Genomic DNA, 18538 nt, shown 5'->3' with positions numbered 1-18538 from the left:
TTCTCTTGCCATGAAGGATGGGGGCAATTTCCGGCGAGGGGAATCGCGCCGCCGCGCGCGAGTGGCCTGTGAATACCGCTGACCAGCCCCATGACAATTACGACGCCTTCCTGTCGAGGCTGGACGCCGCCACAACCAGCCTGAGCACTCGGGCCGGGTCGTTGGACAAGGCCCTGGAGGCCGTCTCGCTGCTGTTGGAACCATATGAGTCAGCTGTCCGGAAATGGGAGCGCCGTCGGCATTACGTCAGCCAGCAGCTCGCCGCGCATTCCGGGTCGCCGCAGTCCTACACCGCGCTGTGCGAGCTTCACATCGTGGCGGGAAAGATGGAATCGATGCTCCGCGGCCGGGTCGAGCGGGTCACGGAAAAACTCGCGGTCATTCAAGGGCGCCGCGAGGCCATCGACAAGTCGCTGCTGGAGCTTGAGCTGAGCAGAATCAAGCTGACGTCGTCCCGGATGCTGTCACAGGACCGCCAAGAGTTGACCACCATCTTTTCTGAACTCGCCGGCTCCCCCGTTGCCACGGGAGCCATTCCCGACATGGGGTTGCTGAGCGATCTCAAGGAAGCACGCGAGGCAATCATCCTGGCCGAAGCGCTGATCGAAGTGAAGGGCTACTAATCATGGAAATTTCAAGGCGCGATCAGCCCCGCAAGAACACCGTCGTTCTTGTTCGCTGGAAAAAGCAACCGGGCGAAAACACCGTGGCCAAGTTCATCATGTCCAGTATTTTGGGCTTGATCCTGTGCCTCTTCCTGATGATCTTCCTGTCCGGCCTCAGAAGTTTCGGTGCCCTGGTCCTGTTTACCGTCTGTTTCGCCGCGCTTCTGACGCTGCGTTCAGTCATGACCCAGAGAAAATTCATGCGGGGGCTGACCAAGAGGATCAATGAAACCATCGCCGAGGTAACGAGCAGCCCGGGCGACCAACTGTCGGTCAGGCAATTTCGGCACATGGCCAAGAGCGGCGAGAAACTTCCGCTCGTTGTCAGCGGCGTGCCCGGGCTAAACCTGCATGTTGCCAAGGCCTCAACGCTGGAGAAACATGTCCCCGAGAAGTGGGTTGCGGTCTTTACCGTAGTCCCTCCCGAGAACGGGACTGCCAGCTTCGACCGGCTGTTGGCCGCGGCAATGAATGCCGGACCAGGCAACACCGGCACCAACGTCGCCTAGCGCGCGAAGGGAGATTTTCTGCGGCCCCTTTTGCCGCACCCAGCCCGCCGGCCGTGACCTTTATTGGGCTGGCGGCACCCGCGCCTTCAGGGCCTCGTTGACGGGGGCGAAGGCAACCCGGTCCAGGACAAGCTCGATCTCGCGGATCTTGCCAGCGTTGATGGTGAGCAGCTCGATGCACCTCACGGCACCAGCAGCGGTATCGGTGATGAAGTCATACACGACGCAGGCACGGTCCTGCCCGGTAAAGACTTCCCGGATCTCGTTGCGGACCAGCGCCGGGAGAAGGCGCTTGAGCGCGGTGGTCCACCCGGCCTCGTCGAAGGTGGCGCCAGCAAACGTCGCCACGAGATCCTCACCGAGCAGGTTTTCCAGGGCGTTCACATCGTGGGAGCCAACGGCCTGGATGTACGAGCGTGCGATCCCTTCGACACTGGAGTCCGGCATGAGAAACCTTTCCTGAGCAGCGGAGGGGCCCGCCAAGGAGCCACGGGCAAGCCAAGAATCCRCGCGTGGCCACATCGTTTCCCAGAAGCCTAGCGGCCGGGGATTGAGACGGGAAGGTCCACGCAGGGTCCGGCCCCCGGTCACTCTGACCGCTTTTCACTCATGAGGGCCCCGGCCGGTGCGGAACTGCGAGATCAGGCTGATCAGGGCGAGGGCGACTGTAGCGCCGCCATATCCGGCAACAGTCGGCATGAGGCCCAGCGGGGCAGCGAGCTGGCCAGCGATGATGACGGGCAGGCCGAACGCGATGTAGGCGACAACGTAGATTGCGGCGACGATTCCTGCTCTCTGTTGGGGGCCGGCCAGCGGCACGATCAGGCGCATTGATCCGGAAAACGCTGCCCCGAAGCCGATGCCCGTGATGACCAGCCCGGTGATCATGACCGCAAGGCTTCCGGCGAGCACGCCGGTCACGACGCCGATGGTTCCGGCGATGGAGGCGTAGATCCCGATGGTCATTCCACGCCGGGGGCTGAGCCGCCCGGAGGCTACAGCCACGACTGCAGCCGTTGCGGGCGCAATGAATCCGCTGAGGGTGGCCGTGAATGCGCTGGTGGCGGCGCCGGTGGCGAGGCCCTGCAGGACTCGGGCGGCGATCACCCAGCCGATGCCGGGCGCCACGAGGAACGTCACGGTCGCCAGGAGCTGGACGAGGAGTGCTCCGATCAGCAYGGGCCGCCGGCCGACATGGTCCGAAAGTGAACCGACGGTCAGCATGGCCACAAGAAAGCCGATTGCGTAGACGGCAAACGCCAGGGTCARGAYGGCCGCGGGAAAACTCCACCGCTCCTGGTAGAAGGGAAGCAGGGGTGTCGGCGCGCCCGCCGCCAAGTACAGGCTGATGAAGGTAACCGCGTTCCCCGTGAAAGCTACCCCGGAAGGAAGCTTGGAGCGCTCGGACCGAGCACCAGCAACTGGTGTACGGGTTTCAAGGGAGGAATTCTAGACTCCGGACCTGCACGGTAGCCCCGTGGACAAGCAGATGCCCCCCAACTGTCGGCGCCCATGCCACGTCAATCGGACAGACTCCACGACGGCTAGCTCAGCCATGTCGCCGGGAGAGAGCCGCGGCACCGAGATTCTCTGCTCATGTGGTGCCTGACTGAACGGAAGCCCCTCCCCCTCCCAGGATGACCCCAACGCGACTGTATTTTGGATTTACACCCCACAGCGGGAAAAGAGCAATGATGCGCGGAATAGGCAGGCGTCAGTCAGGCGGCCGCGGAATAGGCCTGATCGGGGCCGCGTATTTTGCCATCGGCGTAGTGGTCGCCGCCACCCACGGCTAGCTTGTGGCATTGAATGTTCCCGGCAATATTGGACGTGGTATCCGCAGGTCAGCTGTTCGCGGGCCGTCAGAGCGAATTTTTCCATCGAGGCGTCATAACGGACTTTGCGGGTGCCCTGCGGTGAGGCCGGCAGCGTAGACGTGGCCAGGGCAGCGATCCTCGCGCCCGCCATCCCGGCCAGCGAGTCGGCATGGGCCCGTCCCGCCCGGATCTCGGCCGCGAGTCTGCCCGAAAGTGACAGCGAAGGACCACGGGACAGAGTCCGCGCGCAGGGGCGGCGGCGGTCACCTGTCGGGCGGGAAACACGAATCCGGCCKCGCAATCGATATGCAGCCCTGTCAGAGTCCCGGGCGCCAATTGCCCTTCACCTTGCCCGTCCGGGCGACTCGGCAAGCCGCATTATGTTCCGGCCTGACGCCCCTGAATGAATCGTCTCGGCGCCGCACGGGCCCCCATGGCATTCTTGTCGTTCACTGGATGTAGCCTTTTGGCGCTGGCGGATGGAATCCAGGTATACCGTCCTCGGCGCGGCACAAGAAAATCGCAACGACGCAAGCGCAGAGTATGAGCATGAAATCACTACTGAGCGATGAAGTCGTCGCCGTACGTGGCGTCCTCACCGATACGCAGCCGGTCGACTTCCATGCCCTCGGGGTCACCGGCGCAATCGACCGATTGACCATTCCCCTCCGCGAACGCGGAACCGCGGTGCACCTGGAGGCTCCGCACCACAGGACGGAAGTGGACCGGCAATCCGCAACTCTTCTGTACCGGGCGGCACAGGAACTCCTCAGCAATTGCTACAAATTCGCCCASGCTTCAATGGTGACGATCCGGCTCGGCTGCGTAGCCCAAGGTCTGAGCCACAGCGTCCAACTCAAAGTGACCGACGACGGCAGTGGTTTCGACGTGCCGGCAGCCATGATTGGTCGGCACACTGGTATGGGACTGCGCCTCATGCGAGCGGCCGTAGGCCTTGCGGGCGGAGAAATGATCATCGATTCGTCSGCCGCCGCAGGAACCTGCGTGACGATAACACTGCCTCTGGACTAGCGCCGGGCCGCATCGCACTYGTCGCCAACACAGCAAGGGCGGCGCGCGTCTGCTATGGCGGCTCCTGCCCCGCGTTCACCCCACGATTAATCGCTTCTAAGTAGGAGACGGCCTTCCCTRCTCYCCCAGGTCTGCCGATTCCTACCGTTACGGAACTAACTGACCGGCTTCCTAACGGGTATCCGTTTCCGCGTCGACAGACGATGCCGCTTGGCTGTCGAACCCGGCCGGCCCGGCTTATCACTTAGGAGTGGGCGTTATMGCTTTTGGCCTTCAACTTGGTTCCGGCGCCTCCGGCGTTTCACAAGGAACTCCGAGGTTTCTCCGTGGCATTCCCCTATCTGTTGTGGAACAGTTCGAGTACCTGACGGTGTCCGCGCCGTGCCGACGTATGACCCGGGCTTGCCGGTTGATGATGCGGACGATCCTGTTGCAGTAGCCGTTCACCGATTTCAGCCGGGTCGGACCGTAGAGAAGCCGGAAATGATGAGCCGGAATGTCGCAGGAAAGTGTAGGCGGAAGCTCATGAGGCGGTATCCGTGGCTGATTGTCGCGGCGGCCCTTGCCTTGGCAGCGGCGGGCTGCCAGTCCCCGCCGCCCGGCCCCGCCCCCTCCACCGGGACCGGAACTGCAACGGCCTCCCCGGCCCCGAACTCCTCTTCGACGGCCGCCCGCACGGTCTCCGGGACCCCGGGACACGTGTTCGTGATCATCCTTGAGAACAAGGGCTACGACAAGGTCTGGGGTACGGGCTCGACGGCGAAGTACCTGTCCAAAACTCTGCGCGCCCGGGGCGTCCTGCTCTCCCGCTACTACGGCATCGCACACAATTCGAACCCGAACTATCTGGCCCAGATTTCCGGGCAGGCATCGAATGAGATGACTCGGAACGACTGCCCGACCTATGCCCCGTTCCAGCAGACCGGGACCGCAGCACCAGGCCAGGTGCACGGAACCGGTTGCCTGTATCCGGCCTCAGTCCCCACCGTCGCGGGGCAGCTCAGTGCGGCCGGGAAGACCTGGAAGGGCTACATGGAGGACATGCAGAGCCCCTGCCAGCACCCGGCGCCCGGCGCCAAGGACGACCACCAGGGTGCCACCGCTGGCGACCAGTACGCCACCCGCCACAACCCGTTCGTRTATTTTGAATCAATTACCTCGTCCCCGGACTGCCAAAGCACCGTCGTGGACTTCGCCCATCTCGCCGATGACCTGAAGTCCGTYAGCACGACCCCCAATCTGTCCTACATCACGCCCAACCTGTGCAACGACGGCCACGACAGCCCCTGCGTGGACGGCAGCCAGGGCGGACTGGAAAGCGCCGACGCGTGGCTCCGCCAACAGGTCCCCGCCATCCTTGACTCCCCGGCCTACAAACAGGACGGCATGCTCGTCATCACCTTCGACGAATCCGAGGGCAACACCACCGGACCGGCCGGGCTCGTGCCAGGCGGCACTGCGGGCGGAAGAGTCGGCGCCCTCGTACTCTCCCCCTTCGCCAAGGCCGGAACCACCTCGAACACCCCCTACAACCACTACAGCCTGCTSGCCAGCATCGAGGACATCTTCTCCCTCCCCCGCCTCGGCTACGCCGGGGCCCCCGGACTGAAACCCTTCGGCAAGGACGTCCTCAATAACAAACCCTGACCCCGCACTTCCAGGCATCCCGTCCATCCGCCGCAGTGTCAGCGGGTGTGCACGGGTCAGGGCCGCCCAGTCGCCGGCGGCCCCGGTACCGGGGTACGGGCAGCTTCTTTAGCCGAAGCGGCGGGCAGCGTTTCTTTTGCCGGCGATTGACAGGTAGGTGACCACTGCTGCGATGCACGCGGCGAGGCCCAGGCTGACGGGACCGGTCCCCCAGCCGAGACCTCCCCGATCGGAGGATACGGCCGTCCAGTCGGCGAAGGACGCCCCGAGCGGCCGGGTGAGGATGTACACGAACCAGAACGACGGTATCGCCGCAAGCCAGCCACGCCAATACCAGAGGGTGCCCACCCCGATCGCAGCGGCGAACACGACGCCCGACGCAAGATAGCCCAGGTCCAGGCTGTACGCGGTCATGTCGCCCGTCGCGGTGCCAAGGGCGRACGTGACCAGYACGGCGATCCAATAGAACCCTTCGCGGCGCCGCGTGTCCACGCTRTGGATCGACAGGGTCTTCTCGGACCGGTACCAGAGGAGGAAAACGGCTGACAGTGCGAMGAGGAAGAACACAGTAGACACTAAGTACGGGACGCCCAGCACGACGTGCACCGCATCGGCAGCCATCGTCCCGAARACACTGACCATAACCACGGCCAGCCAATAGAYCCATGGAACGTAACGGCGGACGGCGAACTGCAGAACGAGCGAAGCAGCCAGGCCGCACCCACACAGGCCCAGCGCCACGACAGGCTCGATGTGATGGACCAGAAAGTCCGACGTGGTCTCGCCCATCCCGGTCGTAAGCACCTTTGCCACCCAGAACCAGGCCGTGATTTCCGGAACCTTGACCCCGACCCGGCGTGCGCGAGCCCCTCCCCSGGCCGGCACCCCTGCCTCCTGCACCCCAGACGCGGCGCCGATACGTGAAATGTCCTGCTGTCGGGAATCTGTCATCCCGTGATTGTGCCTCACAGTCCCTACCGTTACCTGAACATGACAGCGCATCATCCGCCCGGACCCCGAAGGAAGGGGGCATGCTCTGTCCGGCCGTACCCCAGGCCGCTCTGCTGGTATTCGGGCAGGATTCATCGCGTCCTCCAAGCGAACGCCATCCAATGCGGAAGGATCAGGAGTCGAAAGCACCAGTGTCCGAATCGGGATTGCCTTGGGACGCAGTGGGCGGCAGGGACACACGAGCCGTGTCGGTCGATAACCAACTGGGAGCGTCTTTGCCAGGTTTCTTGTGTCACGGTTGGAGGTCAACCGCTCCCGTCGATTATTCAGTGAGGCTCATGGTTTTCCCAGCCARGCATCGGAGAATGAAGGTATGTATTTGGTCGAAACCGGCGCCTACGAAAAGGCATCGTCGCACATCGCGCTGGCATTTGGTTCCAGTTCCTGCTCGTTGTCGACTTGCGAGGGGCGCGCCCGCTGCTGAAACTCATAACTSGGGGGGCGCTACCTGGACGACGTCAGCGGATGCGTCCTCAATAGCAGCCAGACTTGACGCCGGTGATGGAGCGAATTTTTCTTCCGGCGCTCCGGCCCTCTACTTGAATAGGATGCACGCTCCCGACACCGGCCCTCATGAACAGCGGTTAGCCGGTGCACCGTGCATCCGTCCGGCAGCTCCAGGGTCTCCCTTGATGCCGGCCGCCCTGAAAGGAATCCTCGTGACCGTGCTGCCGCCTGATCACGCAAGCGCGCCATTTTTCGCTTCCGGGCCCTTGAAAAGGCTGCGTGCCGCGCCGGTGACGGTGGGCTTTGTCCTGGTGTTCTGGGCTGCGGGAGCATTCTCCTCGTGCCTGATCTCTGGCCCGAGCCCTTCCCTGCGGACCCACTTGGCGGCGACAGCGCACTCCCTGCCGGGGAACTGGTGGGCCGTGCTGACGTGTGTGTTCTGGGCACAAAGCCTGGGCGGGTACCTGCTGGGTACGGCGTTGGTCCTCGCCGTCGGCATTCCGCTGGAACCTCGGATGGGAAGCCTGAAGTTCGCCGCCGCAGGCCTGGCTTCACACGTTCTGGGCATCGGTGCAGCCTTGGGGTTCCTGGCCCTGACACAGCAAACGCTGAGGAGCTTGACCCAGGAAATGAGCGGGCATCTGTTCCTGGGGCCCAGCGCACTGATCGCAGGGGCGTTGATGGCGGGGACCGCCATGATGCCAACCCTGTGGCGGCGCCGGGTCCGCCTGGTCGTCTTCGCGTTGCTGATACTCCTCGCCCTCTACAGCGGAGGGTTCGCCCACCTTGTCAGGCTCGGCGCCGCAGCGACCGGAGCTCTTCTGGGTCCGATCCTGCTGGGCAGGCTTCCCAAGTTCGGGCGCCCGGTGAGCTCCCGGCATGAAGGCCGTGTCTTGATCTCGCTCCTGGTGGCGGTTTCGGCCGTCGGCCCGGTCGTGGCTGGCCTTGTCCCGCATGCCGCCGGCCCCCTGGCGGTCCTGCGATTCCTCTTTACCAACATCCAGCCGGTGGACTCCCAGACCCTCCAGAACCTGTGCTCCGACCCGGGGTCAGCCAAGGACTGTGCCGCCGCCCACCTGCAGCTGCGCGCCGGAGCCGGCGGCATCTTCATGGGAATCCTTCCATCATTTCTGCTGTTGCTGCTTGCCGACGGCCTTCGCCGCGGCCGCCGCTTCGCGTGGACCGGCGCCGTGCTAATCCAGCTCGCTCTCTCGCTGCTGGCTGGCATCACCATTGCCGGGGTTCTCCTGCGAGCGGCACCGGACACCTCGGCCGTGGAGGGGATCGGCGCGTTCGCAGCATCGGGGTACGCACACCCGCTCAGCCTGATAGTGCCGTTGCTGCTGCCCATCGCCCTGAGTATTCTCTTGCTGCTAACGCGCAGGCTCTTCCTGGTGGCGGCACCGTCGGGGACATACGCCCGGCTCTTGTCACGGGTTCTTGCCGTGGGAGCGTCCCTTGGAGCGTTCTACCTGCTCGCCGGACTGGCTCTTGCCGGCGGCTTCGCACCCGTTCCCGGACCGGCCGAACTGTTGGCAGATATTCCGGACCGATTCCTGCCGCTCGGATACATGGTGGACGTGTCGCCGGCGTTCTTTCCCCAAAGCACCGCGGCGGTTCTGCTGTACGAGGGCATCGGCGTCATCTTCTGGGCCGCGACCGCCGTTCTAGTGTTGAACACTTTCTTGCGCCCGGTCCCGATCCAGCACAACGCCGGCGCCGCACGCGCCCGCGACATACTGAAAACGCGGGAAGGCAGCTCGTTGTCCTGGATGACGACCTGGCCCGGCAACAGTTACTGGTTCTCCGCCACGGGCGAGAGCTTCGTCGCCTACCGCGTCATCGGCGGGATCGCCCTCACCATGGGCGTGCCGGTCGGTCCCGGGCCGGACCGCGAGGACGCCTTCGCGGAATTCACCCGCTTCTGCATCAGGGAAGGGTGGACACCGTGCTTCTACTCCGTTCCCCAGGACCTGCGGGACCACGCCGCGTCGCTGGGCTGGCGGTCAGTTCAAGTGGCTCAGGAGACGGTCCTGCCGCTGGACTCGATGTCCTTCAAGGGAAAGAAATTCCAGGACATCCGCACGGCCATGAACAACGCCGCGAAGGCCGGCATTCGCGCGGAGTGGATGACATACGCCACCGCACCGTTTTCGGTCCTTGCCCAGATCCAGGAGCTCTCCGAAGAATGGGTGGCGGACAAGAAAATGCCCGAAATGGGCTTTACCCTCGGCAGCCTGGACGAACTCAACGACCCTGATGTCCGCCTGCTGCTTGCCATCGACGGGCATCACAGGGTCCACGCCGTCCTCTCCTGGCTGCCTGTCTACCGCAACGGGACCATCGAGGGCTGGACCCTGGATTACATGCGTCGACGCAGCACCGGATTCCGTGCCGGCGTAGAATTCCTCATCGCCTCCGCGGCACTCAGCTTCAAGGACGAAGGATGTGGCTTTATCAGCCTGTCCGGGGCGCCCCTGGCCCGGGCGAATGTGACGTCACCGGACCTGGCCGCCCACTCGGATCCGCAGACGGCGGGCGGCCTCGACCGGCTGCTGGACTGGCTGGGCGCAACTCTGGAACCCGTGTACGGGTTCAGGTCCCTGCTGGCCTTTAAGGCCAAATTCCAGCCCCGTTACGAACCCCTTTACATGCTCTATCCCGATGCGGCGTCGCTGCCCCCTATCGGAAACGCCGTCACCCGGGCCTACCTCCCCACCATCAATTTCGGAGAAAGCCTTGCACTGGCCCTGCGAATGCTTCACCGCCCCACCCGAGGGAGGCCCGCACCGCTCCGCAATCGGGAGCCGGTCCCGGGCGCCAACCACATCGACGAGCCCAAGGATGAACGGCCGGGTGCCGTCACCCCCGGCTAACCTCTCGCGGGGCGCCGGGACGATGCCGTGGGCCGATGCGCACGGCGCGTCGTCGCCGGCGGGTGTGGTCCGGTGGGTGCCGGGTCTTGAACGCCGAGGTCTTCGGCGCGGTGGCTGCGAAGCGACCGTTTCAGGGCGGGGTGAGGCCGAACCTTTGGTACAGCACCGGGAGCCCGGATTTGAGGCCGAAGTTAACGGCGTCCCCGAGGTGCCCGATCCCGGGCCCGACGAACCGGTTGGTAGTCATGCCGGCCGCCTTAGCGTCCGCTTCGGCCTTGGCGCCCTCCGGCCCGTATTTGGAGTCCAGGGCGCCGTTGGTGAAGATGGCGAGTTCGTCGTTGTATTTGTGTGCTTTGAGGATGGTGGCGGGTTTCTCTGCGGTGTATGCGGCTTTGTCCCCACCGAAGATGGTTTTCACCGTGTTGTCGGCGTTGCGGTCCACGGGGTTCAGCTCTCCGGAGATGTCCAGCAGAGAGCCGAAGATCTCCGGTCGCTTGGCCGCGAATGAGAGGGCGCATTCCCCGCCGTTGGAGTACCCGGCCACGGCCCACTGGGTCCGGCCGGTGGCCACGTTGAGGTTCTTGCGGATGTAATTGACGACGTCGGTAGTGACGTAGGTGTAGACGTTGCCTTTCGCGGAATCAACGCAAACCGGATTTCGATACGGATTGCCCAACTGGTCGATGGTGAGCACGATCGGTGCCAGACCGTGGTTTTGCTGCGCCAGCACATCGAGCTGCTGCACGGCGGTTTTGCTCTGCTCGGGGCCGCCCGGCTGGCCCATCATCATGACGATGATCGGCAGGGCCGGCGGATTGTCCACCAGAGCCGCGGGAGGCAGGTAGAGGAAGGCGTCGCGGGCGCGGAAACCGGACCCGTTCGCCGGTATCGTGACCGAGCCGCTCACTCCGGCTGACGGGATGCCCGCCGGGGGTTTCCAGCTCTGCCACAGCGCTGTCCCACTTTGTGCCTGCGGCACCGGGTTGAGTTTTGGCAAGACCAGATGGCTGGTGTGGTCAACGCCCAGCATGGCTCCCAACGTCGGGTTCAGCCCGTAGCCGGCGTTGATCCCCAGCGCCGCAGTGACAACGAACACCARGCTGGCGACGATGGCGGCCGCTTTGCGCCACCAGCGTGACCGCCACAGGTTCACGACGCCGAGTCCGACGCCGGCGAACGCAATGATGACCCAGGTGCGGGTGCCCGCGTCCAGTGGCAGTCCGAAAACGTTCAGCACGACTTCGCAGACGAACAGGGTAATGGCTCCGGCCAGGGCGCCGCCGGCCACACCCGCGGTGGCGGTGATAATCCACGAACGGCGTCCTGGCCCCGTGGTCCGGCGGCGCAGCTGGGGTGGCAACAGCACCGGGCGCACGAGCAGGTAGAGCGCTGCCAGAGCGGAAAGGCCATARATGGCGTAGAGCAGTGATGTGTCGATGATATTGAGGTTGAAAAGCTGTTCCACCCCGCCTCCTCCTGTTTGGCATGGCCCGTGCTGGCAGTTCCTGTCGGGACAGATCCACGACGGCCCCCGGCAGCGGCTATCCCCGGGACTTTATAGCACGCCAGTCATCATGGATGCTGGGAATCCGTCTTCCCAGCCGGCAGCAATCTTCAGCCGCTATGATCAGCGGCGTGACCGGACGGGCAGTCCGGGATGGGTTCAGGGGCCGAACGGCCCCGGCACGCCGGACGATGAAGTTCCGGCGGGACGGTGGCCGCAGAATATGGTCGACAGGGGACATGAAAAAATTCATTCTGGCTCTCAACATCGTTGACGGGCCCTTGATCGTCGCGGCATATGTGCTCAGCGCGGCTTTGTGCGCGACCCTTCTGGTGCGACGGGGGCCCAGGTCGTTCGCCATGACGGTACTCTGGGGTGCTGCCGGCGCCGTGGTCGGGGCAGTCACGTTAGTGRTGGCGGAGAAGATCGTGCAGGCATTTGGCAGTCCCCTCGACTGGTCTGTTCGGATCTGGGTCATAGTGTTCTTCGCCGGCCTCGGCGTCTGCGGGGCGAACTTCCGGGGATCCGGCACTTGGCGGAAGGTGCTCGCGTCCGTGGCGGCTCTCTGCTTTGCTGCCACGGCGACCCTGGGAATCAACGCCTACTACGGACTGAACGTGACGCTGGCCTCCTTCCTGGGGGTCTCCCTGGCCCCAAGGATTGACTTGGGACCGGTCCCACCCCACGTCGCCGCACCCCAGAAGCCGCTGTGGGAAGCGTGGAAGGCGCCGGCCGGAATGCCCTCCGAGGGTTCAACGGCCCAGGTGGTCATCCCGCCCCAAATATCCGGGTTTGCCTCGCGCCCGGCGGGCCTGTACCTGCCCCCGGCGGCACGGGTCCCCAATCCACCGGCCCTGCCGCTGTTGGTCCTGATGATGGGTCAGCCCGGCGATCCGGACCCGCAGTACGCGGCTGCAGTCCTGGATGACTACGCAGCACACCACGACGGACTGGCACCGATCGTCATCGTCGCCGACCAGCTCGGTGACCCCATGGTCGACAATCTGTGCCTCGACTCGCCCCTTCACGGACGCCCGGAATCCTTCATCAACCGCGACGTGGTCGACTGGGCCCGAAGCCACCTGAACATCATTGACAACCCGAAATACTGGACCATCGCGGGCTATTCAAACGGTGGCCAGTGTGCCATTTCCTTCGCCGCCAAGTACCCCTCGGTCTGGGGCAACGTCTTGGACATATCCGGGGAAGAATACCCGGGAGCCGAGGACCCCGGGGGCACCCTCCAGGACGTCTTCGGCGGCAACCAAGCAGCCTACGACGCCCAAAAACCGATCAACATCATGAAACAACAGCACTACCTCGATACCCGCGCCATCTTCACGGCCTCAACCGACGACCCCGTCTACCTGGACGCGGCCCGTCACGTCTCGGCAGCGGCAGSGGGAGCGGGAATGACCGTCACCTACTACGAGGTCCCTAACGGGGGACACGTCATCGGGGCGCTGAACGGGGGCCTGACCAAAGGATTCGAAGTCCTCTACCCCCGGCTCGGCCTCTCCCGGCCCACCCCGTAGGAGCCTCCCGGCCAGCGCTTGACCGTGCCGGGGCCGGCCCCAAACCCCATGCTCGCCCTGTAGAGCAGTCGCTGCCACCGGCCAGCGCCCTCGGTCGTCTTGGATCAGGTTGACATACTCACCGGAGTCCTGTTCGGAGGCGTCCGGTTGGTCCCGGAGCGGTGATCACGGGTACTTCGGGACGTTCCTTGCACCGCGGCCCGGCATCATCGGTTCCGCCGGATATCGTTGCGGTCCTGTGTCTTCCGCGCGCGCGGACGATGCCGGACACTATGTTCAACGGTGCCGCCCGCGCACCGGGGAAGGCATCGCCTCATGAACGCTTCGATCACCCTGGTTGCCACGACCGGACACCGGAACACCGCGCCGGCCCGCATCCGGGTCCGGCCCCTGGAACCCGATGATCTTCTCGAACTGGCCAATCTGCACCGACACGCTTACGCCGACCGTTCCGGACAGCGGGCCGGAGACCCGGTGTGGATCGGCCCATCCACCGAGGAGGGCAGCGGCCGCACCACCGAGGCAGCCTCCCTCGTGGCTTTCGGACCCGACGGTCAAATCACGGCCGCCCTCATCGTCACCGAACGCGACGGCGAGACCGTCATCGAAGAACTGTTCACCCACCCGGACCACCGACGCCAAGGCCTGGCCGAAGGACTCCTCCGGCACTGCCTGCACCTCCTGCACACCCTGGGCCGTACCACAGTGAGGGTCACCGTAGAGGACAACAACCCGGCAGTGATGGCCCTGTACCTCTCCCAGGACTTCCGCCGCCTCACGGACGATGACCCAGACACCGACTACGACTGAAAACCCGCMCGGAAACCACCCTCGTCGCCGCGAACATATTTATGGGGTCTGGCCCGAAAGACGCGGTCCTGTTCCCAGATTTCATKGAGCTTCTCCAGCTCGGCGGCCGTGTCGTAGCGGAGGTAGCCGACGAGTTCCCGGACCCTGGCCCAGTTCTTTTGCTCCACGTGGGCGCCGTCGTTCTTGTTCCCGGGCCGGGAGCGGGTGAACGTGATCTGGTGGGCATGGCAGTAGGCGAACAGGTGYTCGTTGATGAACTCGGAGCCGTTGTCCGAATCGATGCCGATGATCCGGAACGGGAACACCGCGGTGACGTRCTCACCGCGGTGACGTGCCCAAGGGCCTCGAGGACCCATCTGGCGGCCTTGTTCCGCACRGACCGGTTCACCGTCCAGCCGGTGGCAATGTCGGTCACTGTCAGAGTCAAGCAGAACTCACCAAAGCTGTTGCCGCCCTCATGGCTCACCAGGTCGATCCCCACGAAACCCGGGACCGTGTCGTCCCAGTCGGCCCAGGTGCGGACCGGGATCTGGGACTTCAGCAAGGTTCCCGGCTTGGTGTGGGACCGTCCCCGCGGGATCAGCTTCGCCCGTTCACCGGCCAGTTTGCGGTCGACCGTCGCCGCGCTCATCCGGCTCAGCAACCGGGCCTGCTCATCGGTGATCACCAGCTCCTGCTCAGCGCGCAGCAAAGGCACCAGAACGGGCAACATCGGGGCCAGCAGCTTCCCCGCCGGGGCACGCCGGACCGACCAGCACTTGATCAGCGCGGGCAGCAGGTCAGTCCCGTAAACCGGTGTCCTCCCCGGCCGCGGCTTGACGATCTTCAGAACCAGAGCATCCCGCAGGGCCRCCCGGGCAAAGTTGCGGTGCCACCCGGTCAGCGYGACCAKCTCATCCRGGATCCGAGACTTCCCTTTCCGGGAAGCGCCCTGATAGGCGAGGGCTTTTTTCTTCGTCACAGCCTGCCGCTGGGCCATTKTCAGCTCCATGAAAACGGGCATAGCTGGCAACCGGAGCCAACACCGTCAACCACGCCGCTACACGGAGGTTTTCACATGAGGCAACGTATCCGGCTACGCGKAGGTTTTYTATGAGTCAACGCGACCTGTTGACGTACCTGGTGAGCCAGGCGTAAACAGGGGCGTATTCATCCATCCGCAGGCAGTCCTTTGCGAGCCTGCACGCACGCAGGGAGCATGTCATGGCGGTTGCAGTCATCTTGGAGTTCGACGGAACGACTCTCGAGCAGTACGACGAGATCAACAGGCTGATGGGGCTCACTCCGGGCGGACCGGGCCCTGTCGGATCCATTTCACATTGGGCCACGATGACGGACAAGGGTCTGCAAGTGACCGATGTCTGGGAGAGCCGCGAGCAGTTCGATGCTTTCGCTCAGGAAAAGATCATGCCCCTCAGCGTGCAGGCCGGTTTCGCGGGGCCTCCCAAGCTGACCTTCCACGACGTGCACAATTACTACACTCCCGGGAACGGCGCCTGAATCCTGGTATTGCAGGGCAAGGCCAGCCACTGCAGTCCAGGGACTCCTCGGTGTCAAAGTCGGGAGGCGCAACCGCTGTTCACTCGGCGCGTTGCATCGAGGGACTTGAGGACCTGCTGCTTCTTTTTCTTGTGGAGGGAGGTCACCRGCCGCTCCGTCAGCTCGTGATGAATGAACGTTCCCTGCTTTTCAGCCTGATKCAGCTCGTACCAGCGGAYGCCCTCGTCGGCGAGCAGGCTTTGCGCTCGCTCACCGGCACGCCGGGAAGTGTTCGGTGGGTCACGAGCATCCCGCCCCCGTTCCTCATCGCGTCGGGATGCCAACAGCTCACGTATTCCAGCAGGTCCTTGACTCGTCAGGGGGTGGGTGCGGCCAACGAACAGGGCCTGGTCTCGACCTCGGGCCGGAGTCGGTTGAACTTGGACGTGGCCAGGGCAACGGCAGTTGAGACGATTTTCCGCACCTGCCTACCGAACCACGCTTGGGTGTAGGTGAACTATGCCGCTTGCGCGGTGACCAGATGTCGGAGTCCAATCCCGATGGGCCAGACGCTAGTACAGCGACAACAATTCAACCGCCCAGATCGATGTGACGGCTCTTCCCCCGGTGCGAGAATGTCTGCATGCTCACCTTCCTGGAGACTGAACGACTTCTGCTTCGGCAGTTCACCCCCGACGATGCCGAACTACTCGTGGAACTGGACAGTGATCCGCGCGTGATGCGGTACATCACCGGCGGTATCCCCACCTCCCGGGCCGACATAGAAGGCGACTTCCTCCCTGCATTCCTCGACTACTACCAGCGCTTTCCCGGCTATGGGTTCTGGGCCGCGCACGAGAAGAGGACCGGGGAATTCCTCGGCTGGTTCCACTTCCGGCCGGGCCACGACGACCCGCAAGATCAGCCGGAACTGGGCTACCGGCTGCGCCACGCGGCCTGGGGAAAGGGGCACGCGACGGAGGGATCGCGGGCGCTGATCGCCAAGGGCTTCACCGAATTCGGGGTCCAGCGGGTTGTAGCCTCGACCATGGCAGTAAACACAGCATCCCGAAGGGTGATGGAGAAATCCGGGATGCGCCTCGTGCGGGCCTTCTTCGCCGACTGGCCGGTGTCCGTCCCCGGCGAGGAGCACGGTGACGTCGAATACGCGATCACCCGAGACGAATGGGAGACTGACGATTCTCGCCTTCGTCCCCTGTGACCCGCCGGGACTCGACAATGCTGACCCAACATGTCCCCGGTCCCGAACACCGCGATTCCGTGGAYACTTCTGACRCAGCGCACGCAATCCAAGGCGAGCATCCTGCCCGAGCATTCGGAAAGTCATGTCACAGAGACCACATGGGTGCATGACCTCGTGTCGGCACAAATAGGGACGAACGGAAGCAGCCACCAGCAACGGCATCACGCGGATAAGAGTGTGGACACCGTACACACCCCGTTTGGCCGGACAAACAGCCACCAGCTTCTCCCCAGCCCCCAAGAAACAGCGAATCTCGGCCAAGAATCTGAAAAAAATTTCGCACAGGTCATGTCGTCACCACATCAACACGGCATGAATACGTACAGGACCAACCACGGCCACCAGAACTACCCAGAAAAAAAGACCCGGCGTGTCTGATCAGGAGAATCACGAGGCCCATCGCCCACAGGGTCGCTCACCCAGATCTCATAGCCGCTGGCCTGGCCAACGAACGTGCGCTGATCGGCTGCGTGGCTGCCAGCCAGAGGCCGGAGGCATCGGGCATGACCGTGTCAACACGGCCACGGCGTTGGGTGACTCCCCCCGAACCGAAGTCCGACGAGAAGCCCCTCGAGTTGCTGCCACTCTTCGACAAAGCGAAGCGTTGCTCGACTGGAGATGTCTGATTGCACAACTTCTCCTCAACATCTGTTCTGATCTTTTTGGGCACGGAACAACTATTACGGTGGGACCACTGACATGGCTTCCGTGCCTCTCCCGCAACCCAGGCGACGCCGGTAAACGCTGCAAGCTGATGCGGTCGACGGCGCGGCTGATCGGGACACTGACGTTGTGGCCCCACCTGGCGGCCTAGGAGTCGCTGCCGGACGTGTCTCTCCATCGCAGGACGAATCGGCGGCGCCGAAAACATCACCGACGGCCCGGTCCAGAGGCGGGGGTGTACACGATGTCCACCCTCTGGTTGCAGCTCGACAGACATTACGAGACGTCGTGTACTGATCAGCCCCTTGCTGAAAGACGCCCTTGCCGCAGGTCTATCCGGTGAGGTCCTTCGCCCGGGTTTCCGGAAGACTCCACGCGACCAGCGTGGAGATTGCCAGCAAAACCACCACATAGMTGGTGAACGCTCCCGGACCGAACGACGCATTCGCCCAGTTCTGGAGATACGGTGCCGTCCCGCCGAAAACGGCCACGGCGACGGCGTAGGGCACAGCGACGCCCACTGTGCGGATCCGCGTGGGGAARAGCTCTGCGAACACCGCAGGTGAAATGGACAGCGTTGCACCCATGAAAACCAGGATGATKGTGGCGGGCAGAAAGAGGGACCAGAAGCTCTGACCCACAGTGTTTACCAGCAGCGGGAAGAGGATGATGGGCACGCCGGTGCCTATCAAAAGGCTGGGTCGGCGGCCGAAACGGTCAGAGAACTTGCCCCAGAACGGCAGGGAAATGATCAGTACGACGTTACTTAGCACGCTGGCCAGAAGTGCGGTTCCCTGGTCCATCTTGTGAATGATGACAGCCTGCTGCACCGCGCTCACAGACCAGACGTAGTAGCAGACGGTGCCCCCGACGCCGAGGCCGATCACGCGGAGGGCGGAGCGCCAGTTCCTGCGGATCTCCGGCCACATCGGCTGGCGAACGGTCGTCTTCGCTGCGGTGAACGCCTCGGTTTCCTTCATCCGTGAACGGGCAATCAGGGTGTACAGGCCCAGGAGCGCGCCGACAACGAAAGGGACACGCCAGCCCCACGACTGCATGTCGGGTTTACTGAGGACGGTGTTCAGCAGCACCCCGAACAGCAGACCGATCACAATGCCGGAGGTGCCGGAGACATAGATCAACGAGGACCAGAGACCGCGGCGGGATGCCGGGGCGGACTCTGCAATGTAGGTCTGGGCTGAGGGCATTTCACCGCCGTGGGCGAGCCCTTGTAGGAGCCGGGCGCTGAGAAGCACTACGGCAGCCCAGGCGCCTGCGG

17 protein-coding genes are annotated in these 18538 nt (G+C 64.0%); 10 read left to right on the top strand and 7 right to left on the bottom strand.

The window, feature by feature from the left end; genetic code table 11:
• The first annotated feature begins 17 nt into the window (after window positions 1–17).
• Window positions 18–623 carry a hypothetical protein gene (locus tag AC1DEY_RS19400; protein WP_476869394.1) on the top strand — a complete coding sequence of 202 codons (606 nt, stop codon included), beginning with the start codon at window positions 18–20 and terminating at the stop codon, window positions 621–623.
• A 2-nt stretch (window positions 624–625) separates the two neighbouring features.
• A complete protein-coding gene (locus AC1DEY_RS19395; RefSeq protein WP_476869393.1) occupies window positions 626–1174 on the top strand; it encodes a hypothetical protein in 549 nt (182 codons plus the stop codon).
• A gap of 60 nt (window positions 1175–1234) precedes the next feature.
• Here the strand turns inward: AC1DEY_RS19395 and AC1DEY_RS19390 are convergent, their stop codons facing one another.
• The 3 genes from AC1DEY_RS19390 to AC1DEY_RS19380 form a co-directional block, all read right to left on the bottom strand.
• Window positions 1235–1621, bottom strand: a complete 387-nt coding sequence (locus tag AC1DEY_RS19390) for a nuclear transport factor 2 family protein (RefSeq protein WP_476869392.1) — start codon at window positions 1619–1621, stop codon at window positions 1235–1237.
• 156 nt (window positions 1622–1777) lie between these two features.
• Window positions 1778–2518 carry an MFS transporter gene (locus tag AC1DEY_RS19385; protein WP_476869413.1) on the bottom strand — a complete coding sequence of 247 codons (741 nt, stop codon included), beginning with the start codon at window positions 2516–2518 and terminating at the stop codon, window positions 1778–1780.
• Between the two features lie 321 nt (window positions 2519–2839).
• Window positions 2840–3292, bottom strand: coding sequence for a glutamate-cysteine ligase family protein (locus AC1DEY_RS19380; RefSeq protein ID WP_476869391.1), 453 nt, complete (start codon window positions 3290–3292; stop codon window positions 2840–2842).
• A gap of 248 nt (window positions 3293–3540) precedes the next feature.
• Between AC1DEY_RS19380 and AC1DEY_RS19375 the strand changes: the two genes are divergently transcribed.
• A complete protein-coding gene (locus AC1DEY_RS19375) occupies window positions 3541–4023 on the top strand; it encodes a sensor histidine kinase (protein ID WP_476869390.1) in 483 nt (160 codons plus the stop codon).
• A gap of 525 nt (window positions 4024–4548) precedes the next feature.
• Window positions 4549–5670, top strand: a complete 1122-nt coding sequence (locus tag AC1DEY_RS19370) for an alkaline phosphatase family protein (protein WP_476869389.1) — start codon at window positions 4549–4551, stop codon at window positions 5668–5670.
• Window positions 5671–5778: 108 nt separating this feature from the next.
• Here the strand turns inward: AC1DEY_RS19370 and AC1DEY_RS19365 are convergent, their stop codons facing one another.
• Window positions 5779–6621: a COG4705 family protein gene (locus AC1DEY_RS19365; RefSeq protein ID WP_476869388.1), complete on the bottom strand. Its 843-nt coding sequence runs from the start codon at window positions 6619–6621 to the stop codon at window positions 5779–5781.
• Window positions 6622–7340: 719 nt separating this feature from the next.
• Here AC1DEY_RS19365 and AC1DEY_RS19360 point away from each other — a divergent pair.
• On the top strand, window positions 7341–10004 hold the full coding sequence (locus AC1DEY_RS19360) for a rhomboid family intramembrane serine protease (protein ID WP_476869387.1): 2664 nt from the start codon (window positions 7341–7343) through the stop codon (window positions 10002–10004).
• Window positions 10005–10134: 130 nt separating this feature from the next.
• Here the strand turns inward: AC1DEY_RS19360 and AC1DEY_RS19355 are convergent, their stop codons facing one another.
• Window positions 10135–11469 (bottom strand): alpha/beta hydrolase, encoded by a 1335-nt coding sequence (locus AC1DEY_RS19355; RefSeq protein ID WP_476869386.1) that lies wholly within the window; start codon window positions 11467–11469, stop codon window positions 10135–10137.
• A 278-nt stretch (window positions 11470–11747) separates the two neighbouring features.
• Between AC1DEY_RS19355 and AC1DEY_RS19350 the strand changes: the two genes are divergently transcribed.
• Both AC1DEY_RS19350 and AC1DEY_RS19345 read left to right on the top strand, forming a co-directional pair.
• On the top strand, window positions 11748–13043 hold the full coding sequence (locus AC1DEY_RS19350; protein WP_476869385.1) for an alpha/beta hydrolase: 1296 nt from the start codon (window positions 11748–11750) through the stop codon (window positions 13041–13043).
• A gap of 315 nt (window positions 13044–13358) precedes the next feature.
• The gene (locus AC1DEY_RS19345) at window positions 13359–13853 is read left to right on the top strand and encodes a GNAT family N-acetyltransferase (RefSeq protein ID WP_476869384.1); all 495 of its coding nucleotides are present in this window, start codon (window positions 13359–13361) and stop codon (window positions 13851–13853) included.
• On the opposite strand, the gene AC1DEY_RS19340 is transcribed toward AC1DEY_RS19345, so the two are convergent.
• Complete coding sequence (locus AC1DEY_RS19340) at window positions 13844–14158, bottom strand: hypothetical protein (protein WP_476869383.1); 315 nt, start codon at window positions 14156–14158, stop codon at window positions 13844–13846. The genes AC1DEY_RS19345 and AC1DEY_RS19340 overlap by 10 nt on opposite strands.
• 189 nt (window positions 14159–14347) lie before the next feature.
• Between AC1DEY_RS19340 and AC1DEY_RS19335 the strand changes: the two genes are divergently transcribed.
• From AC1DEY_RS19335 to AC1DEY_RS19325, 3 genes are all read left to right on the top strand, one after another.
• Window positions 14348–14644, top strand: coding sequence for a hypothetical protein (locus AC1DEY_RS19335; RefSeq protein ID WP_476869382.1), 297 nt, complete (start codon window positions 14348–14350; stop codon window positions 14642–14644).
• A 412-nt stretch (window positions 14645–15056) separates the two neighbouring features.
• Window positions 15057–15353 carry a hypothetical protein gene (locus tag AC1DEY_RS19330; RefSeq protein WP_476869381.1) on the top strand — a complete coding sequence of 99 codons (297 nt, stop codon included), beginning with the start codon at window positions 15057–15059 and terminating at the stop codon, window positions 15351–15353.
• Window positions 15354–15975: 622 nt separating this feature from the next.
• On the top strand, window positions 15976–16554 hold the full coding sequence (locus AC1DEY_RS19325; protein ID WP_476869380.1) for a GNAT family N-acetyltransferase: 579 nt from the start codon (window positions 15976–15978) through the stop codon (window positions 16552–16554).
• Window positions 16555–17591: 1037 nt separating this feature from the next.
• On the opposite strand, the gene AC1DEY_RS19320 is transcribed toward AC1DEY_RS19325, so the two are convergent.
• A partial coding sequence (locus AC1DEY_RS19320) for an MFS transporter (protein ID WP_476869379.1) occupies window positions 17592–18538 on the bottom strand: 947 nt, incomplete at its 5' end.

Source organism: Arthrobacter sp. 05T47, from assembly GCF_056395825.1.
The sequence above is the reverse complement of the archived record's forward strand: the minus strand, read 5'-3'. Positions and strand labels throughout refer to the sequence as shown.

Coding starts and splice junctions, on each gene's coding strand:
- AC1DEY_RS19395 (WP_476869393.1), top strand. CDS start 626: ATGGAAATTTCAAGGCGCGATCAGCCCCGCAAGAACACCGTCGTTCTT.
- AC1DEY_RS19400 (WP_476869394.1), top strand. CDS start 18: ATGGGGGCAATTTCCGGCGAGGGGAATCGCGCCGCCGCGCGCGAGTGG.
- AC1DEY_RS19330 (WP_476869381.1), top strand. CDS start 15,057: ATGGCGGTTGCAGTCATCTTGGAGTTCGACGGAACGACTCTCGAGCAG.
- AC1DEY_RS19390 (WP_476869392.1), bottom strand. CDS start 1,621: ATGCCGGACTCCAGTGTCGAAGGGATCGCACGCTCGTACATCCAGGCC.
- AC1DEY_RS19325 (WP_476869380.1), top strand. CDS start 15,976: ATGCTCACCTTCCTGGAGACTGAACGACTTCTGCTTCGGCAGTTCACC.
- AC1DEY_RS19345 (WP_476869384.1), top strand. CDS start 13,359: ATGAACGCTTCGATCACCCTGGTTGCCACGACCGGACACCGGAACACC.